Source organism: Filimonas effusa (genome assembly GCF_004118675.1).
Lineage (GTDB): Bacteria > Bacteroidota > Bacteroidia > Chitinophagales > Chitinophagaceae > Filimonas > Filimonas effusa.
This window is the reverse complement of the sequence record NZ_SDHZ01000001.1, coordinates 1,269,125-1,287,646: the sequence shown is the minus strand read 5'-3', so window position 1 is coordinate 1,287,646 and position 18,522 is coordinate 1,269,125. Positions and strand designations below refer to the sequence as shown.

Annotated in this window: 13 protein-coding genes and 2 tRNA genes; 7 read left to right on the top strand and 8 right to left on the bottom strand. The window is 45.8% G+C overall.

Annotated features, from left to right (window positions below):
• Window positions 1–13: 13 nt before the first annotated feature.
• The gene (locus ESB13_RS04710; protein WP_129001865.1) at window positions 14–2,167 is read right to left on the bottom strand and encodes a carboxy terminal-processing peptidase; all 2,154 of its coding nucleotides are present in this window, start codon (window positions 2,165–2,167) and stop codon (window positions 14–16) included.
• Between the two features lie 177 nt (window positions 2,168–2,344).
• Between ESB13_RS04710 and ESB13_RS04705 the strand changes: the two genes are divergently transcribed.
• Both ESB13_RS04705 and ESB13_RS04700 read left to right on the top strand, forming a co-directional pair.
• Window positions 2,345–2,418: transfer RNA gene (locus tag ESB13_RS04705), tRNA-His, on the top strand.
• A gap of 322 nt (window positions 2,419–2,740) precedes the next feature.
• Window positions 2,741–5,410: an outer membrane beta-barrel family protein gene (locus ESB13_RS04700; protein ID WP_129001864.1), complete on the top strand. Its 2,670-nt coding sequence runs from the start codon at window positions 2,741–2,743 to the stop codon at window positions 5,408–5,410.
• A gap of 248 nt (window positions 5,411–5,658) precedes the next feature.
• Here the strand turns inward: ESB13_RS04700 and ESB13_RS04695 are convergent, their stop codons facing one another.
• The 4 genes from ESB13_RS04695 to ESB13_RS04680 all read right to left on the bottom strand — a co-directional run bounded on the left by ESB13_RS04695 (window position 5,659) and on the right by ESB13_RS04680 (window position 8,848).
• Window positions 5,659–6,429: a hypothetical protein gene (locus ESB13_RS04695; protein ID WP_129001863.1), complete on the bottom strand. Its 771-nt coding sequence runs from the start codon at window positions 6,427–6,429 to the stop codon at window positions 5,659–5,661.
• Window positions 6,430–6,472: 43 nt separating this feature from the next.
• Complete coding sequence (folB, locus tag ESB13_RS04690; RefSeq protein WP_129001862.1) at window positions 6,473–6,835, bottom strand: dihydroneopterin aldolase; 363 nt, start codon at window positions 6,833–6,835, stop codon at window positions 6,473–6,475.
• A 100-nt stretch (window positions 6,836–6,935) separates the two neighbouring features.
• A complete protein-coding gene (gene trxB, locus ESB13_RS04685; RefSeq protein WP_129001861.1) occupies window positions 6,936–7,889 on the bottom strand; it encodes a thioredoxin-disulfide reductase in 954 nt (317 codons plus the stop codon).
• Window positions 7,890–7,990: 101 nt separating this feature from the next.
• Window positions 7,991–8,848 (bottom strand): sigma-70 family RNA polymerase sigma factor, encoded by an 858-nt coding sequence (locus ESB13_RS04680; RefSeq protein WP_076380665.1) that lies wholly within the window; start codon window positions 8,846–8,848, stop codon window positions 7,991–7,993.
• A gap of 346 nt (window positions 8,849–9,194) precedes the next feature.
• Between ESB13_RS04680 and pgi the strand changes: the two genes are divergently transcribed.
• Window positions 9,195–10,847: a glucose-6-phosphate isomerase gene (gene pgi / locus ESB13_RS04675; protein ID WP_129001860.1), complete on the top strand. Its 1,653-nt coding sequence runs from the start codon at window positions 9,195–9,197 to the stop codon at window positions 10,845–10,847.
• A 79-nt stretch (window positions 10,848–10,926) separates the two neighbouring features.
• Here the strand turns inward: pgi and ESB13_RS04670 are convergent, their stop codons facing one another.
• Together ESB13_RS04670 and ESB13_RS04665 are read right to left on the bottom strand one after the other, a co-directional pair.
• Entirely contained in the window at window positions 10,927–11,355 is a 429-nt protein-coding gene (locus ESB13_RS04670) for a DUF3276 family protein (RefSeq protein WP_129001859.1), read from the bottom strand.
• Window positions 11,356–11,483: 128 nt separating this feature from the next.
• Window positions 11,484–13,304 (bottom strand): ABC transporter ATP-binding protein, encoded by a 1,821-nt coding sequence (locus ESB13_RS04665; RefSeq protein WP_129001858.1) that lies wholly within the window; start codon window positions 13,302–13,304, stop codon window positions 11,484–11,486.
• Window positions 13,305–13,489: 185 nt separating this feature from the next.
• On the opposite strand from ESB13_RS04665, the gene ESB13_RS04660 reads away from it, so the two are divergent.
• The 4 genes from ESB13_RS04660 to ESB13_RS04645 all read left to right on the top strand — a co-directional run bounded on the left by ESB13_RS04660 (window position 13,490) and on the right by ESB13_RS04645 (window position 17,279).
• A tRNA-Ser gene (locus ESB13_RS04660) sits at window positions 13,490–13,574 on the top strand.
• A gap of 489 nt (window positions 13,575–14,063) precedes the next feature.
• Window positions 14,064–14,834: an acetylxylan esterase gene (locus tag ESB13_RS04655; RefSeq protein WP_129001857.1), complete on the top strand. Its 771-nt coding sequence runs from the start codon at window positions 14,064–14,066 to the stop codon at window positions 14,832–14,834.
• 8 nt (window positions 14,835–14,842) lie between these two features.
• The gene (locus ESB13_RS04650; RefSeq protein WP_129001856.1) at window positions 14,843–16,288 is read left to right on the top strand and encodes a family 43 glycosylhydrolase; all 1,446 of its coding nucleotides are present in this window, start codon (window positions 14,843–14,845) and stop codon (window positions 16,286–16,288) included.
• Between the two features lie 325 nt (window positions 16,289–16,613).
• Window positions 16,614–17,279 (top strand): hypothetical protein, encoded by a 666-nt coding sequence (locus ESB13_RS04645; RefSeq protein WP_129001855.1) that lies wholly within the window; start codon window positions 16,614–16,616, stop codon window positions 17,277–17,279.
• A gap of 333 nt (window positions 17,280–17,612) precedes the next feature.
• On the opposite strand, the gene ESB13_RS04640 is transcribed toward ESB13_RS04645, so the two are convergent.
• Window positions 17,613–18,395 carry an SDR family oxidoreductase gene (locus ESB13_RS04640; RefSeq protein WP_129001854.1) on the bottom strand — a complete coding sequence of 261 codons (783 nt, stop codon included), beginning with the start codon at window positions 18,393–18,395 and terminating at the stop codon, window positions 17,613–17,615.
• Window positions 18,396–18,522: the final 127 nt, after the last annotated feature.

The following is an 18,522-nucleotide window of genomic DNA, read 5'->3' as shown; positions in this document are numbered from 1 at the left end:
AAAAATGCGGTTTTTATTTTTGTGCTGACAATATTTTCTTCTGATTTGATGCATGGACCATATCAGCTACGATGCGCGCGGTTTCATCTATATAAATATCCGATTTAACACGTTTAAGCCAGTCCTGGTAACGTTCGCCTTTTGCTTTATCAGCGTTGTTATAAAATTTCTCTTTGTCGACTGCCAGCACCTGAACTTTCAATTCGTTGTCTTTAGGCAGTTTCATAACGGTATCAACAGCTTTGCTTACTTCGCGGATACGTTTCTGGTTTTCGCGGAAAGCTTTAATATTAAGGCTGTATTCCCTGGCTACGTTTTTATTCTGCCATTCGGTATTGGTGCGGATGGAGTTAAATGCTTTGTTGTTTTTAATACGTTCTTCTGCACGTTCTTTCACGTATGCGTTACCTGTTGAGTCTTCCCAGGTATTGTAATTCAGTTTAGCGATCTGATCCCATTCCAGTGCGGAGTTATTGTCTTTTTCGCGGAACTTGATGTATTCGTATGCATCTGGAATTACAATATCGGGTGTTACACCTTTTAGCTGTGTGGAACCGCCGTTAACGCGGTAGAATTTCTCGAATGTAAGTTTCAGCGCACCGTATTCCGTTCTGCCGCTGAACATGTCGATAGGTTTACCGAGGGGCAGGCTTTTTTGCACCGTGCCTTTACCGAAAGTAGACGAGCTGCCTACGATGATGCCACGGTTATAGTCCTGTATTGCAGCTGCGAAGATCTCGGAGGCTGATGCGCTCAATTCATTTACCATAACAGCCAGCGGACCATCGTACAGGTTGTGGTTGCTATCATCGTCGCTAAGTACAGATGGTTTGCCGTCACGGTCTTTTACCTGAACAACAGGGCCGCCTTTAATGAACAGGCCTACCATTTGAACGACCTCGTAAAGGGAGCCGCCACCATTTGTACGCAGGTCGAGGATGATACCATCGATATGTTCTGCTTTTAATTTCAGGACCTCGGCAGCAACATCGGCAGCGCAACGGGAGCCGTTAGGGCGTTCAAAGTCGGCATAGAATTCGGGCAGGTAGATGTAGCCTATCTTTTTGTTACCGTTGTTAACGATAACGCTGCGGGCGAATGCTTCGTCCTGCACTATTTCGTCACGAACCAGGGAAACCACTTTAATGGTTCCGTCGGTACGTTTCAACGTAAGGCGCACTTCAGTGCCTTTGTTACCCCTGATGAGTTTTACGGCATCATCGATGTCGTAACCTGTGATATCGATAGGTTCCTCAGCGCCTTGCGCTACTTTGACAATGATGTCGTTAACATTGATCTGGCCGCTTTTCCAGGCAGGGCTGCCGGTGACGAGGCTCATGATCTTAATGCCATTGTCTTCCATACGCAACTGAGCGCCTATGCCGTAAAAACGATTGCTCATTTCTTCATCGAACGCACGTTTTTCAATGGGAGGCATATAGTTGGTATGAGGATCCATATGACCGGTGATGGTATTAACGAAGAGGTTGAACTGGTCTTCCTCCTTCATTCTGTTTTTAATTCTATTGAAGTTGCGGTCCATCATCTTAAGCACTTTATCACGTGCTTCTGATTCCAGCTGTGCATCAGTTTTGCTGTGGATGGAATCTGCGGCCTTACTCTTTGCGCGTTGATCCTGGAGGTCGACAAAGCGTTCGAGTGTCAGGAACTTCAGTCTTTTGCGCCATGTTTCCTTGCGGGCGGCGTCATTTAGGGGGAAGTCGAGTGAATCGGCTTCGAGCTGAACCTTTTCATCGGTATCGAAAGAGAAAGGTTTTGCGAGAACGGCTTTATAGATATCGGTGGCTTCGTTAAAGCGTTTGTTGTAAATGACGCTAACAGCCGGGAAGAAAGCGATAGGGGCACCATGGATCTCATCGTCGATGGTAGTGTCGAACTTGCGCAGCGCATCTATGTCGGACGACAGGAAGATGTCTTTTTCCGGGTCAAGATTCTCGAGGTATTTTTTGAAGATGTCTTTTGAGAACGCGTCATTGATCTCTTTTGGACTATAGTGCTTTTGTTCGAGGATAAAACCTACCGTTGCCAGCAACTTCTGTTGTCTTGCCAAAGCGGTATCATTCTCCTCTCCTCTGTATTTAAAAGCCCACAATCCAACGCCACACAAAATTATCACTAACAGGGGAAGCACTTTTCTGCTCATCATGGTTCTTAAAATTTTACGGGTCATGCATCTCAAAAATAGGAGAAAAAAGGTTGCAAGCCATTCAAATTATGCGGATTAACAAAGGTTTGCAGCGGATTACTTCAAATATTTCCGAAGATTTTTTCTGCTTTTTTTGGTGAGTTAAATGTTTTTTCTATTTTTGCAACCCGCAAGACGGAGGTTGTAGCTCAGTTGGTTAGAGCGTCAGTTTGTGGCACTGAAGGCCGTGGGTTCGAGACCCATCATCCTCCCTCCGATCAAACCTTGTAAGATTTGTTTCTTACAAGGTTTTTTGTTTTAGGTATATCGCCGTTTGCACAAAGCGTTTCTTTATTTTAATGATGGTTTATTGCCGTTTGTGGAGAATCATTCCTGTTGTTTGGTATAAGGTTCTATTATTGTTTCCGAGGGATCTTTCAATTGCCTAAATTCTTTATGGGGCGGCCGAATAAATAATGTGGGTATAAAAACCTTCAGGTCCTTTGCGCTATCGTTGTAATGATAAATGATCAATTAAGAATAATAAAAGTGGGTATCTCATGAAGGGGTTCCTGTTTTAATAAAATCCATCAGATGAAAATAAGAGTTTGGTGCTTGCTTGTTACGGCATTTATATCTGGTTCAATAGCCGCGCAACGTCCGGCTGGTATGGGAGGACGCCCCGGTAGTGGTCAGCAGATGAACATGGGCCATTTTTACGGGAAGGTTGTTGACAGTAAGACCAATAAAGGGATAGATGGTGCGACCGTTCAGTTGCTGGGCAGCCGGTTTGATACAGTTACCCGTAAAGCCAAAGATGTGGCGTTGGCAACGGTATTAACGCAGGGCAACGGTGATTTCAGCCTCGAAAACTTACCAGTGTTTGGTAAGTTCACCTTGCGTGTTACAGCAATCAACTATACAGATTATTCCAATCCTATAAGTTTTAACTTAAAGCGTCCTGCTGAAGGAGATGGCGGCGGCGATCCTTCGCAACGCATGCAGCAGATGCTGAGCATGGTAGATAAAGACCTGGGTAATATTAAGCTGGAGCCCAGTGAAACCAACCTTGCCAATGTAACTGTAACCTCTACTGCCAAGCAGTTTTTTGAGATGGGCGTTGACCGTAAGATCTTCAATGTAGATAAAAACATTGTGAGTACGGGGCAAACTGCTACAGAAGTAATGAAGCAGATACCATCGGTGAACGTGGATATCGATGGGAACGTGACATTGAGAAATGCTTCTCCGCAGCTGTTTGTAGACGGCAGGCCTACTACCTTAACATTAGATCAGATACCTGCCGATATCATCGAAAAAGTGGAGCTGATCACCAACCCATCGGCCAAGTATGACGCGTCGAGCGGCGGCGGCGGGATCTTAAATATTATATTAAAGAAGAATAAGAAGGCGGGTTATAATGGTGGTATACGTGCCGGTATAGACTCGCGTGGCAGGCTTAACGGCGGTGGTGATTTAAACTACCGGGAAGGCAAGATCAACTTTACCCTGGCGGGCATGTACGGGGGACGTAAGTCGAAATCAACTTCGTTCACCGATCGCCAGAACCTCAGTTCCGACGGCGCTTTCATTCACCAGGAGATCAATGGTGTGAGCAAAGGCAGATTTTATTTTATAAGGCCGGGGCTTGATTACTTTATAGATAACCGTAATACACTAAGCGCCAACTTCAGCATTGCCAATGGCCGTTTCGATAACGATCAGCCGCAACGTATAGATTCTTCTTTTGCCGGAGTGTTAAGCAACTACAACCAGATCACTTCAGTTAGCAGTTTCAACTTCAATAATTTTGGCGGGCAGCTTGGTTTCCGGCACAACTTTGAGAAGGATGGCCATAACATCACTGCCGATGTGAACTATAACTCCAGCACAAACGGCAACAATGCCGTTCTTAATACTTATACTTATTTCCCGGGTTCTTCGACACAGGTGAAACAACCTGCGCTTCAGAACACCTATGGAGATGGTTATAACCGTTTCTGGACGGTTCAGGCGGATTACGAGAACCCTATTACAGAAAACAGCAAACTGGAGGCTGGGGTAAGAGCCGCCATCCGAAATTTTGGCAGCAACAACCAGCAGTATCGTTTCGATACAACGGCGGGGGATTATGTGTTCAATGCGTTGGCAAGTAACCGTTATACTTTTAATGACCAGGTATATGCCGCTTACCTGACCTATAGTTTTAAACTGGGCACACGCTGGAACTATCAATTGGGTATAAGGGCGGAGAGCTCGAACTATACCGGTAAGTTATTAGACAGGGATACTTCTTTCAAAGTAGACTTTCCGGTCAACCTCTTCCCTACTGCTTTCGTTACTTACAAGCTCAGCAATGCACAGGATCTGCAGTTAAACTATACCCGTAAGGTAAACAGGCCTTCTTTCTTCCAGTTAACACCTATTGTTGATTATAATGACCCACAGAACCTGAATGTAGGTAATGCGGGATTGAAGCCTGAGTTTACAGATGTGCTGGAGTTCAACTATAATAATGCGTATGCCAAAGGGGCCAACTTCCTGGCATCGGCTTATTTCAGGTATGCCTCCAATCTCATTACGCGTTACCAGTACCAGGATATCAATCTGCAGACGGGTGACAGCGCGGTTTACAATACTTATGCGAATGCCAGCAACAGCAGTACTTACGGCCTGGAGTTAACCAACCGGAATACCGTGCTGAAGATCTGGGACCTGTCGCTTAACCTGAACCTTTATAATGCCAAGATCAATACCGGCAATCTTAAGGATGCGGGGACCAGCAATGAACAGTTCAGCTGGTTCGCGAAGATGAACAACAACTTTAAACTGCCTAAGGGCTATTCGATACAGTTTTCCGGCAACTACCAGGCTAAAACAGTATTGCCTCCCAACGCGGATGGTGGCGGGCGTCGTGGCGGTAACAGAGGAGGTGGTCCTGGTTTTGGTGAGATCAATGCCGGTACGGCACAAGGTTATATTAAACCCCGTTACAGTTTTGATATGGCTGTGAAGAAAGACTGGACCTGGAAGGGTGGCAACAGTGCGTCTGTAACGCTGAGTGTGAACGATATATTCAGAACCGAATTATACAAAGTGCATTCTGAATCGGCATTTATGATCCAGGACAGCCAGCGTCGTCGTGATCCGCAGGTGGTGAAACTGAACTTCAGCTACCGTTTTGGTAAGTTTGACGCCAGCCTTTTCAAGCGCAAGAACAATAAAGCGGACCAGGGTGGCGGTATGGATATGATGGGAAACTAATTTTTTTAGAAATCGGGAGGTGATGATGCCTTTTTGGGGTGTTTTTGGGGAGCCTTTAGGAAGCTCTTAGGATGCTTTAAAGAAGCTTTAAGGATGCTTTGTCTAAAGTTTTTAGCACCTGATGTTGGATTAAATAATTATTTTATATTTTTATTTTATAATGTATCGCTCCGGGGAAAGTGTCAAGCTATCTCCGGAGCGATTTACGTTTTAAATAGAGGGTTGGGTGACATTACCGGCCAACCTGCTTACTGCATACTTTCAAGCATTTTTTTGCCTTCCGCTTTAAACGCATTATCATCGGCGGTACGTGTGGGCAGTTTTACCAGTTTATTTAAAACTTCGATGGCTTTGGCGGGTTTGTCCTCCGCTTTATAGGCTTTTGCCAGGTCGAGGTAGTTTAAGACATAATACGGTTCCAGTGTTCTGCATTTTTCCATGTAGGTAATGGCGGAATCTATACTGGCTGCCGGCATGCCACCATAGATGGTTTTGATGGCGGCTTTTTTGAACCAGGCCAGGTTCACCATTTCGGAGTGCCATTTTCCTACGAGATAATATGCTTTTCCAAAAGAAGGATTAAGACTTATCGCCTTGTCGCCATATTCTTTGATCTGCTTTACGTAGGCAATGATCTTTTTATTTTCTGTTTCCACTTCGGTCATCCTCCCTGCTACCAGCGCCATCACATAGTTTGCCTGTGGATTCTGAGGGGCTGCTGCTATGGCTTTTGCTGCAAAGCCGGCCGCCTGGTCATAATAAGGTTTGCGGGCATTTTTATCGGCTATCCTGCCACCTACGGCGCAGCTTAGCTCTGCTGCTTTCAGCAGAACGGGAATGTTTGTGGTGTCGGCATTGGCGAGTGTTTTGTATTTCTCAAGTGCTTCGCCGTCTTTGAATTGTCGTTCGAGGTTTTGTGCTTCCTGGAGTAAGGTGTTTTTGTCCTGTGCCTTTAACTGGGATATGCTCATGCAAAGACAAGCTGAGAACAGCAGGAACCATTTTTTCCGATTGATCATAGTACTGTTGAATAAGTTGAGTAAAGCAGATGTCTGCAGCAATTTAAACAGCAGAGCGATTCACTACGTATTGAACGGAGATATTTCCGGTAAAATTAACAACGGGAGGTCTGAGTTTAGTGACGGTGATGTCGACAGAAAGCACTGCGGGGAAGTTGGTGAAGATATCTTCTGCGATATGGTAGGCCAGGGTTTCGAGGAACAATTCGGGCCTGGCCATTCTTTCTTTAATGAGTTTGTAGACGCCGGTGTAATCTACTGTTTCCTTTACATGATGTATGGGCAGTGTTGCCGGGATATACTGAAGGTGTACATCCAGCTCAAACTCCTCTCCTGCCACCGTTTCCTCTTCATAGAGGCCGTGGTAGGCGAAGAAGCGAAGTTTGTTGAGGTGTATTGTAAGCATAGCGGGCAGGTGGCTGTTATTGTTATCAAAAAATAAAGGGCAGAAGGCGAGCTTTACATCAGCAACTCTACCGTTCTACCCTTTACAATTTATCATCTGATTATACTATTCCGTGTTCGCTGAGGTAACGTTCTGCGTCGAGCGCTGCCATACAGCCGCTGCCGGAGGCGGTTACGGCCTGGCGGTAGATCTTGTCCTGTACATCGCCGGAGGCGAATACACCTGGCACGTTTGTTTTAGAGGTACCGGGTACAGTGATCAGGTAACCTGCATCGTCCATGGTAAGCCATCCTTTGAAGATATCGCTGTTAGGCTGGTGGCCTATGGCAACGAAGAAGGCGCTGACGGGGACAGTCTGGGTTGTATTATCCTGGTTATTGCGGATAGTAACCGCTTCTACTTTCTTTTCGCCTACTACTTCTACTGTTTCGGAGTGGTAGTAAACTTTGATGTTGGCAGTAGCTTTCACGCGATCCTGCATTACTTTGGAGGCTTTCATACCGTCTTCGCCTTTACGAACGATCATATGAACGTTGCTGGCTAATTTAGAGAGGTAGATCGCTTCTTCGCAGGCGGTGTCGCCGGCGCCAACGATCGCTACTTCTTTACCTTTAAAGAAGAAGCCGTCGCATACGGCACAGGCGCTTACGCCGTAGCCGTTGAGGCGTTGTTCGCTTTCGATGCCCAGCCATTTGGCTGAAGCTCCTGTGGCAATGATCACTGCATCTGCTTCGATGAGTTTTTCGTCGTCGATCCATACTTTATGTACGGGGCCTGAGAAATCAACTTTGGTAGCGAGGCCATAGCGGATATCGGCCCCCATGCGTACGGCTTGTTTTTCGAAGTTGACCATCATTTCGGGGCCCTGGATGCCCTCGGGGTAGCCGGGGTAGTTTTCGACTTCGGTGGTGATGGTTAACTGACCACCGGGCTGGATGCCCTGATATAAAACCGGTTTCATGTTGGCGCGGGCTGCGTAGATAGCCGCAGTATAACCTGCGGGGCCTGAACCAATGATTAAGCAGTGTACTCTTTCTACCGTTCCTTGTTCCATTATCGTGTATTAAGTTAATTTAATTACAGGACAAAAATATACCCTTTGCAAGTACTGCAAAGGGTATATTTTTCAAGAGCTTGTTAAGAACTTACTGGTTATTAGCCGAGATAAGCCTTTAAAGCATTGCTATAACGTGCTTTTTGCAAACGTTTGATGGCCCTTTCCTTGATTTGGCGGATACGTTCTTTGGTGAGATCGTATTTCTGACCAATTTGCTCGATCGTAACGCCGTTTTCGCCATCGAGGCCGAAGTAGGCATTGACTATTTCCGCTTCACGGGGGCTGAGCGATTTAAGAACCCTGCGGATTTCTTCGCGGAGGGAGTCTTTCATCACGTCGTCATCGGTATCGTCGCTACCTTCGAGGAGGTCGCCCATGGCGACGTCTTCTGCTTCGTGAACCGGAGCATCGAGAGAGGTGTGACGTGTGTTGCTTTGGAAAATGTTGTTGATCTCTGTTTCACTCATTTCCAGGATTTCGGCGAGTTCTTCTGTTGAAGGTTCTCTTTCGTGTTCCTGTTCAAAAGCCATGTAAGCCTTGTTGGCTTTGTTATAGGTGCCAATTTTGTTTTGAGGCAGGCGGACTAATCTACCCTGCTCTGCCAACGCCTGTAAAATGGACTGGCGGATCCACCATACGGCGTATGAAATGAATTTGAAACCTTTGGTTTCGTCGAAGCGTTGCGCCGCTTTAATTAAGCCGAGGTTACCCTCGTTAATAAGGTCACTCAATGAAAGACCCTGGTGCTGATACTGTTTTGCTACAGATACCACAAATCTTAGGTTAGCCTGCACCAACTTGTCTAAAGCCCGCTGATCGCCCATCTTGATACGCTGGGCGAGAGTTGTTTCTTCTTCAGGTGTGATCATCGGTATTTTTGAGATCTCCTGCAGATACTTCTCTACGGCTTGCGAGTCACGGTTGGTGATCTGGGTGGCAATTTTAAGCTGCCTCATAATGGATAATTCTTGTTTATAAAACGTTTATTGGACTTAAGGTTGTTGTTCGTAAGTCTGCAGATAACGTTAAACTATTCTGAAAAATGAATAAAACGCCTGCAAAGGTACGTTAGAACAACGGAATATACCAGCTTTTGTTGAAAAAACGCATCATTTTGACAAAAAATTGGCTGAAAATGAAGATATTAACGCATTATTAGCTGATTTTTCCCTGATGTTAGGGAAAAATCACGGCTAAGTGAATGAGTTTGCACATTATCTTCGCTATCTGCGTTACCGAGGGGGTAACGGGAGTCCAATTCCTTGAAAAACAGTGTCTAATCATCTATAAACTTTGATACACATGCTTCCAAAAGTAAATCCTACGAACACCCAGGCCTGGCTGCTGCTCAGAAGGCATCATGAAGATGAGATGCAGCGAGCTCACCTGCGCGACCTTTTTGCACAGGACGCGGATCGTTTCCAGAAGTTTTCCATCAAGTTCGGGGACATTTTATTCGATTATTCCAAAAACATCATCACGCCCAAGACGATGCATCTGCTCCTTCAGCTGGCAGAGGAATGCAAGTTAAAGGAGGCTATTGAGCAGATGTTTTCAGGCGAAAAGATCAACGAAACAGAAAACAGGGCGGTATTACATACGGCGCTGCGCAATTTTTCGGGGCAGCCTGTTGTTACCGATGGCAAAGATGTGATGCCTGAAGTACAGCGTGTGCTGGCACAGATGAAAGATTTTTGCACACAGGTTCATAGCGGCAAATGGAAGGGGTATACCGGCAAAAAGATCAGGTATATCGTAAATATTGGCATCGGCGGCAGTGATCTGGGACCAGTGATGGTAACGGAAGCATTAAAGCCTTATACCGTTAAAGACATACAAACTTTCTTCGTAAGTAACGTAGACGGCACCCATATTGCGGAAACGCTTAAAAAAGTAAAACCGGAGGAGACCTTGTTCCTGGTGGCGTCAAAAACGTTCACTACCCAGGAAACGATGACCAATGCACATACTGCCCGCGAATGGTTCCTGGCTGCTGCCAGGGATGAGGCGCATGTTGCCAAGCATTTTGCGGCTTTAAGTACGAATGAAAAAGAGGTGGTGAAGTTTGGTATCGATCCCAAGAACATGTTTGAATTCTGGGATTGGGTAGGTGGCCGTTATTCTTTGTGGAGCGCTATTGGTTTGTCTATTGCCCTTACCATTGGTTATTCCAACTTTGAGTTGTTGCTTAAAGGCGCCTATGCTGTTGATGAGCATTTTAAAACGGCGGCATTCGACAAGAATATACCGGTGATCATGGCTGTAATTGGCTTGTGGTACACCAGTTTCCGCGGCGCCCAAACGGAGGCTATCTTACCTTACGACCAGTATATGCACCGTTTTGCGGCTTATTTCCAGCAGGGAAATATGGAAAGCAACGGCAAAAGCACGGACAGGAACGGTAACCAGGTACATTATGGTACGGGGCCTGTGATCTGGGGCGAACCTGGTACTAACGGACAACATGCATTCTATCAGCTGATACACCAGGGGACCTTATTGATTCCTTGCGATTTCATTGCCCCTGCTATTAGTCATAATGCGATCGGGGATCATCATCCCAAGCTGCTGAGCAATTTCTTTGCGCAGACGGAAGCGCTTATGAATGGTAAAACAGAGAAAGAGGCAAAAGCTGAGCTAGCGCAATCGGGCAAAACCGATGAGGAGATCAAAAAACTGGTTCCATTCAAGGTTTTTGAAGGTAACAGGCCCACGAACTCTATCCTGGTGAAGCAGGTAACTCCGGAAACACTCGGAAGTCTTATTGCTTTATATGAGCATAAGATATTTGTGCAGGGTATATTATGGAATATCTTCAGCTTTGACCAGTGGGGTGTTGAGTTGGGCAAGCAGCTGGCGAATAAGATCCTGCCTGAGCTGACGAATGCGGATGCTGTGACCAGCCATGATTCGTCGACCAATGGTTTGATCAATGCTTATAAGCAAATGAAGTAATAAAGTACTGATAAGTAAAAAGGCTCCCGGATTACCGCGGAGCCTTTTTTATTTTTGGAAAAGAGAAGAGACTTATGGATTACCATTTGTCGACTACTTCATCAGCGGCAGCAACCTGGCTGGTGGGAGTAGCAATAGCAACTATGGGAGCTGCATCTTCGGTATCGTTGCTGCCGGCAGACATTTCAACGATTTCAGCACCTTCTTCTGTTTCTGTGTATTCGTGATTGTAGGCGTCGAAGTCGAAATCGGGCATGAGGTCTGTTTTCACGTAGTCAACCGCCTCACCCAATGCTTTAATGAACTTGTTGAAGTCCTCTTTATACAGGAAAATCTTATGCCTGTCATACCCATCATCGTTGAAACGCTTCCTGCTTTCGGTGATTGTCAGGTAGTAATCGTTACCGCGAGTTGCTCTAACGTCGAAGAAGTAGGTTCTTCTTTTGCCGGCACGGATACGTTTACTATAAACGCTTTCAAGCTTCTTGTCATTATTTTCGTACGCCACAGTAGAATAAAGGTTTTGGTTAACAATTCCATTTATAAGTTATACAAATATAGCATTGTTTTGAAACTGCCAAAATTTTGGTAAAGAAACTATGAAAGTTTGGGGTAAATAGGACTGATACGGGGACATTATTCGCCGGATTGCTCGTTGCTGACCTGAAGACGATATAGTTCGGCATAATAACCATCCAATGACATTAATTGTTCATGCGTTCCCTGTTCCAGCATTCTCCCGTTTTCCATTACTACCACCTGGTCGAAATTGAGGTGACTGAAGATGCGGTGTGTAATGATGATAGCTGTTTTCTTATCCAGGTATTGATAAAGATTTTGAATGATGGTATGTTCTGTTTTGGCGTCAACGGCGCTCAGGCAGTCGTCGAGCAACAACATGCGGGAGTCTTTGATCAACGCCCTGGCAATAGAGACCCTTTGCTTTTGTCCGCCGCTGAGTGTAACACCCCTCTCCCCTACCATTGTTTCGTATCCTTTTTCGAGGCCTTTGATCTCGTTGTCTACGCTGGCGAGGCGGGCGGCGTGCTGCATGTTTTCTTTTGTGGCCACTTGCGGCAGGCCGAAGCTGATATTATTACCTACGGTATCGCTGAACAGGAATACATCCTGGGGAACATAAGCGATCTGTTCGCGCAGTTCGCGGACTTTAAAGTTTGATACGGGTGTACCTCCTATTGTTACGGCGCCTTTTTCGGGGTCGTAGAATCTTAAGAGCAGTTGAGCGAGTGTTGATTTTCCACTGCCTGTTTTGCCGATGATGAGGATCTTCTGTCCTTCTTTTATAGTAAGAGAGAAGTTTTCTATGGCTTTGATGCCGGTATTGGCGTAGGTGAATGAGACGTTATCGAAAACAATGTCGCCTGAAAGGTTGGCGGGGACAGCGTTGTTTTTGTCTTTTATAACGGGTTCGGTTTGCAGGAATTCGTTCAGCCGTTTTTGAGAAGCGGCGGCACGCTGCACCATACTTGCCACGGAACCGATAGCACTTACCGGGAAGGTGAGCATGTTGATATAGATGACAAATTCGACGATGAGGCCTACTTTGGAAGGATCTTCGAGGGCCATTTGTCCGCCTATAAGAATAGTGATGAGGGTGCTTAAGCCTACCATCAGCGTCATGCTGGGGAAATAGATGGCTTCTACCTTGGCTAGTCCTACTGCGTTTTTGCGGTATTCTTCACTGTTTTGAGTAAAGAAGCGCATCATGGCGTTTTCCTGTACGAAGGATTTGATGACCCTGATGCCGGAGTAGGCCTCCTGGGCGTTGGTGGTGAGGTTGGAAAGAGAGGCTTGTACTTTCTCGCTTTTCTTGTGGATGACGTTGTTCACAATATAGATGGTAAGCGCCAGTAACGGCAGTGGCGCCAGCACAATAAGCGACAGGTGCACATCTTTACGGAACATATTGATAACCGACAGCGAGATAAGCGACAGCAGGTTGATGAGGTACATGATAGCGGGGCCGGTGAACATACGTACGCGGCTGACGTCTTCGGCCATGCGGTTCATGAGGTCGCCGGTGCTATGGGTTTTGTAGAAGCCGGTATCGAGGCGCTGGTAATGCTGGTAGACTTCGTTTTTCTGGTCGAATTCAATATGGCGGCTCATGACGATGATGGTTTGGCGCATAAAGAACATGAAAAGGCCTCTGAGCACGGCCAGCAACAGGATGGTAAGACTACATATGGTTACCAACTGGGAGAAACTCATAGTATCGACCCATTTGATGAAGTAGGTTACGAGAGCATCGTACTCATTGCGGAAGCTGGTTGGTTTGGCGCCGGGGAGACTTTGCTGGAGCTTGCCAACGATGTAGCCTGTGATCTCGGGCGTCATGACCGCGAAGTAGTTAGAGGTAGCTGTAAGCAGGATACCTGCGATAAAACGAAAGCGATATTTCCAGAAATATTTATAGACTGCTGCCAGATGCTTCAAGATCCAATGAGTTTGGGGCAAAATTAGGGTTAAGAAAATTGATTCCGTTAAGTTTCCTGAAATCCAATAAGGACGCGGCCTCCGGCTGCATTTAGAAATGCTTGTGTTATAACCAATTGAATATTATTGAAATAAAGTTTGAAATAATTTTGGAGATTAAATTCCGCTGCCCTTATTTTGCACCCGGAGAGATGGCAGAGCGGTCGAATGCGGCGGTCTTGAAAACCGTTGACTGTTACAGGTCCGGGGGTTCGAATCCCTCTCTCTCCGCTAAGAGGGACAAATTATCAAAAAGATGATTGTCCCTTTTTTATTTCTCTCGAGCTGCCTTGAGGATAAGCGCAATTAGGGGAATCTCTTCAGTTTGTATTTTTTGACAGACTAATTGCTTACTCACCACAAATCTTCTATACATGTTTTCAAACCTTTTCCTGTCTCTTTGCCGGCTATAATCTGCTGGATGCAGCGAAGATAACCGGTGATGGTATCACCTCATTTCTTTGGGTATTCCTGCCACGAAGCAAGGTATTTACTTACAGCTATTTTACGATAAGGATACACTTTCCCGTATTGCTATGGATTTGCATAATGGCCGTGGGATACTATGTAAGTAAATTATATGTCACCGGTTATGATGTGGCAAAAAATAAGAAAGCACTTTTTTTCCCTGGTATCGGGAGGTTTATAGAGCAGTTTCCTTTTTTTAAGGATCTGTAATAATAATTGTATTTTAGACAGTAATTATAATCTGTTTGTCATATGATAAGATTTAAACCTAAAATATGGTTGACGGCGACCGGCATGATCATCTTGTTGGTATCCGGCGCACACGCGCAAACTGCCCCTCCTGTCCCTCTTGCCCCTCCTGCAGGGCCTCCGCGTGGCCTGAGAAAAGATTCTATCACAGAACTCGATAGCATACGTAGTATCGCGCCATTCTTTAAACCGGCAACGACGGCAAAAAAAACACCCGATGCTGACGGCTTTATCCAGCGTTGGTTGTTACTGGAGCCGATCAGTAAGTCGATACGAAGCAATATTGTATTTACGGTTAACTACCTGAAGAAGGCGTTTGACACCAGTTATTTCCCGGACCAGTTCACCGTTATCCCTAAAGATGGCGAAAAGGTAAAGGTGGGCGAGCAGGAACTGGCATGGCACGCCCTGGAAAGCCCGACTTTCAATATGAAATTATTCCGTTTCGCCTATGGTCTTCACAAGCAGACCTACTCGGTATTGTTTTGGGTGGTAACCATAGTGAACAGCCCGCGCGAAATGAAAAATGTGCGGTTAGCGGCAGGATCCAACGGAGGGTCGATGTGGTGGCTAAACGGAAAACAGGCAGTGATACTTGACGGCGACAGGCGCATGGTAATGGATGATGGCGTTTCTGCGCGCCTGACACTTCACAAGGGAAAAAATATACTACGCGGGGCGGTGATCAACGGCCCTGGACTAAGTGACTTTTGCGTTCGCTTCCTGGATGAGAATGGAGCGCCGGTAAAGGACCTTACCATCATTACAAATTAATATTAAGTATGAAGATCAAAATAGTAAGCGTTATAGCTGCGCTTTCGATATATGCCGGCGGGGCAGCCGTTGCACAAATTGGCAAACCATTTATACATGACCCTTCTACCATCGCACAATCGGATGGAAAATATTACACCTTTGGTACGGGCGGTGGCGGGCTGATATCTGATGATGGCTGGACATGGAACGGTGGCGCGGTTCGACCGGGCGGCGGGGCTGCACCCGATATATTAAAAATTGGCGACCGCTATCTTGTTGTTTATGGTGCAACCGGCGGCGGGCTGTTCGGGGGGCATAATGGAAAGATATTGACCATGTGGAATAAAACGCTTGACCCGAAGTCGCCCGATTTCAAATATTCGGACCCTATAGTAGTTGCTTCATCCGATGGCATCGAAGATAATGATGCGATCGACCCCAGCCTTCTTCTCGACCCGGCCACCGGAAAGCTATGGTTAACTTACGGTACCTATTTTGGATACATCCGCCTGGTGGAACTTGATCCCAAAACAGGTAAGCGGGTAGAGGGCAATAAAGTCTTGAATATCGCCATTGATTGTGAAGCTACAGACCTGATCTACCGCGAAGGATGGTACTACCTGTTAGGCACACATGGTACTTGCTGTGACGGGCCGAACTCTACGTATAATATTGTTGTCGGGCGCTCCAAAAAAGTGACTGGCCCTTATGTTGATAACATCGGCAGGGAGATGTTAAAGGGGGGTGGTAAACTGGTTGTGGCGGCCGGCGACAGACTTATCGGCCCTGGTCATTTCGGGCGTACGGTTTTGGGAGACGGAACTGAAAAAATGTCCTGCCATTATGAAGCCGACCTGGACCAGGGTGGCCGAAGTGTGCTTGGCATCCGCCCCTTACTGTGGAAAAACGGATGGCCGGTTGCGGGCGATAACGTTAAAGAAGGAACCTATGAAATAGCATCTGAAAGACGGGGATATGCCTTACAAATAGACGTTGATTTTACCCGGATGGCAGACGTAGCACGCGGCTTTAACCGCAACAACGATGAGCCGGTAAAACCTATTGCCTCACAGGAGTTGGCGGACGTAATAAAGAATTGGCCAACCGGGGACATTGGTGTAACAATAGGCGATTATATGTTCCGCCCGCATCAGAAATGGGCCATTACAGCCGTTCCCGGCGCGGGCGGCTACCTCGGGGGACCTTATTATAGAATAACGATAGCAGGAACAGGCAGAGCATTAGCGGCTACTGCAGACGCAGAAGTGATAACAGTGCCTGAATTTACCGGCGGGCCTGAGCAATTATGGATGATAGATCAATTGACCGATGGAACATACCGTATCATGCCTAAAGCAGTTCCCAACTCGAAAGAGCAGTTAGCACTGGTATCCCTTGGGGACAGTACGCCGACATTAGCTAAGTTTGATATGAAGAGTGATAACTGTAAATGGGATCTCAGGATGCAGTAATTCGACAACGATTTTGTGCTAAACTTCCAGACTGAATGCCGGCAAAGAAGTCGGCAGCAAAAAAGGTCGAAAGTTGTAACCTGTTCTCCGGTGAAAGCTCACAGCAATGTGGGCTTTTTTATTGGGTTCTATCGTACATGGGACGGGGTCGGTACAAAAGTTGTGGACGTGCATAAAATCGCCCCTTTAGTTTGTTTAAAAGTGAGGATCCTACAAAAACGCACCCCCGGAAAGTCTTACCTCATTCAAAGTGATAGTTCCGGAGACCAAACATAACTTTTAGACATTTTATTATCTTAGGGGCTCAAATAATTAAACGACGGGCATGTTAAAAAGAATTGTGTTCACGCTTATTCTAGGTTGGTTAACCATTGTATATTCTACAGCGCAAAAAGTGGTATTGGATACTGGTTCCGTCAATCTGTCAGAGGTTACAGTTGAACAGTCGCATTACAAAGGTAGAAGCGGGCTCAAGGTACAGGGGTTAAGCAGTAGTGAAAAGACGCTTGCCATACTAAAAGAAATAGATTTTCATAATGGAACCATAGAGGGAATGATCTCTGGCCAACCTTCGGGCAATGCAAGTGAAGATGCACGTGGGTTTGTGGGGATTGCTTTCCGCGTATCTCCTGATGTTTCTAAAATGGAAGTGTTTTACATTCGTCCTACCAATGGACGTGCCGATGATCAGATAAGAAGGAATCATTCTACTCAATACATCTCTGTACCCGGTTATCCCTGGGAAAAATTTAGAAAAGAATCTCCAGGGAAATATGAATCTTATGCTGATATGGTTGCTGCTGAATGGATTAAGGTAAAAATCGAAGTTAGAAATGATACTGCAAAACTTTATTTAAATGATGCGCAGCAACCTGCTTTGATAGTAAATGATCTGAAGCAGGGCAAAAGTCACCGTGGCAGCATTGGTCTCTGGGTTGGTCCCGGAACGTTAGCTTATTTTACCGCTATTAAATTGACAAAGGAAGATTAGTATTTTGTAAGCACTATATTTTTTAGCTCACTATAAGGTCTGCATGCACTCTGCCAGGCCCCCTTCTTATCAATTGGCAGAAAGGCGAAAAGGTTCAAAAAATGTCCTTTGCAGCCCGCTGAAAGGGACAAAACATCTTAGCGATGATTTGTCCCTTTTTTTGTTGATCCACTCCTGAATAGCCTTCCTGCCAGTATGCGTTTTTTCTTCGTCAAACACAACAGCTGTTTAAGAAAAACAGTTTGCATAAGCCAGGCTGTCGAATTGGCTTTGTGCTGTTACTAATTCGGCTATTACTTTTGGTAAATTGATGATTTGTTATTATATAAGTTATTAAATTGTTGGAAGAGTGCCGCCATCGATGACGAATTCTGTCCCCGTTAAATAGTTGGCTCTCGGAGAAACCAGGAACCCAACCAGTTCCGCTACTTCTTCGGGCTCTGCCGGTCTTCCGAAAGGTATTCCACCCAAGGCATCTATAACGCTTTGTTGAGCTTCCTCGATAGAAGTATTTGAACTCAGGGCGATCCGTTCTAAAAAATATTTGACATTTTCTGTCCTGATCCATCCCGGAGAAACTGTGAGTACCCGCACTCCTTTGGAGGTCACCTCTTTCGATAAACCTTTGCTGTAATTGATCAGGCCAGCCTTAGCTGCTGCATATGGAAGCGTAGCATCATATAAGGGAAGGCGCCCCTGAATAGAAGCAATGTGAATGATCACCCCGCTTTTCTGCTCAAGCATTTGCGGTAAAAATCCACGGTCTAATCTTACTGGCGCCAACAAATTTGTTTGCAGGGTGTTCTCCCAGTGCTTATCGGTTAAAACTGCAAAGCCACCGCCCGGCGTTTCCGAAGCTCCCAGGTTGTTTACGAGTATGTCGAGTTTTTTGTGCTTAGACAAGACTTGATCCACTACTTTTTGTGTTCCCGATTCTGTACTTAGATCTGCTGAAATAAAATACTGGTTCCGGGCTAAACTTTCAGGTGCGTTTCTTGCGGTAATAATAACAGTTGCGCCAGCTTGTAGCAGCCTTTCTGCAATTGCTCTTCCTGCTCCTTTTGTACCTCCTGTTACCAGGGCAATTTTTCCATTTAACTCATTGTTGTAACTCATACTGTTTTCTTTTTTAAATTGATACTGCAAACTTCAGACGTATGAGCTGCTAAAACAATTACGGGTAATGGAATTGCATAGGGATAAATTTATCCCATACTGTATTGTAAGAACATTAGGCTAATTT

Coding starts and splice junctions, on each gene's coding strand:
- ESB13_RS04710 (WP_129001865.1), bottom strand. CDS start 2,167: ATGATGAGCAGAAAAGTGCTTCCCCTGTTAGTGATAATTTTGTGTGGC.
- ESB13_RS04700 (WP_129001864.1), top strand. CDS start 2,741: ATGAAAATAAGAGTTTGGTGCTTGCTTGTTACGGCATTTATATCTGGT.
- ESB13_RS04695 (WP_129001863.1), bottom strand. CDS start 6,429: ATGATCAATCGGAAAAAATGGTTCCTGCTGTTCTCAGCTTGTCTTTGC.
- folB (WP_129001862.1), bottom strand. CDS start 6,835: ATGCTTACAATACACCTCAACAAACTTCGCTTCTTCGCCTACCACGGC.
- trxB (WP_129001861.1), bottom strand. CDS start 7,889: ATGGAACAAGGAACGGTAGAAAGAGTACACTGCTTAATCATTGGTTCA.
- ESB13_RS04680 (WP_076380665.1), bottom strand. CDS start 8,848: ATGAGGCAGCTTAAAATTGCCACCCAGATCACCAACCGTGACTCGCAA.
- pgi (WP_129001860.1), top strand. CDS start 9,195: ATGCTTCCAAAAGTAAATCCTACGAACACCCAGGCCTGGCTGCTGCTC.
- ESB13_RS04655 (WP_129001857.1), top strand. CDS start 14,064: ATGATAAGATTTAAACCTAAAATATGGTTGACGGCGACCGGCATGATC.
- ESB13_RS04650 (WP_129001856.1), top strand. CDS start 14,843: ATGAAGATCAAAATAGTAAGCGTTATAGCTGCGCTTTCGATATATGCC.
- ESB13_RS04645 (WP_129001855.1), top strand. CDS start 16,614: ATGTTAAAAAGAATTGTGTTCACGCTTATTCTAGGTTGGTTAACCATT.
- ESB13_RS04640 (WP_129001854.1), bottom strand. CDS start 18,395: ATGAGTTACAACAATGAGTTAAATGGAAAAATTGCCCTGGTAACAGGA.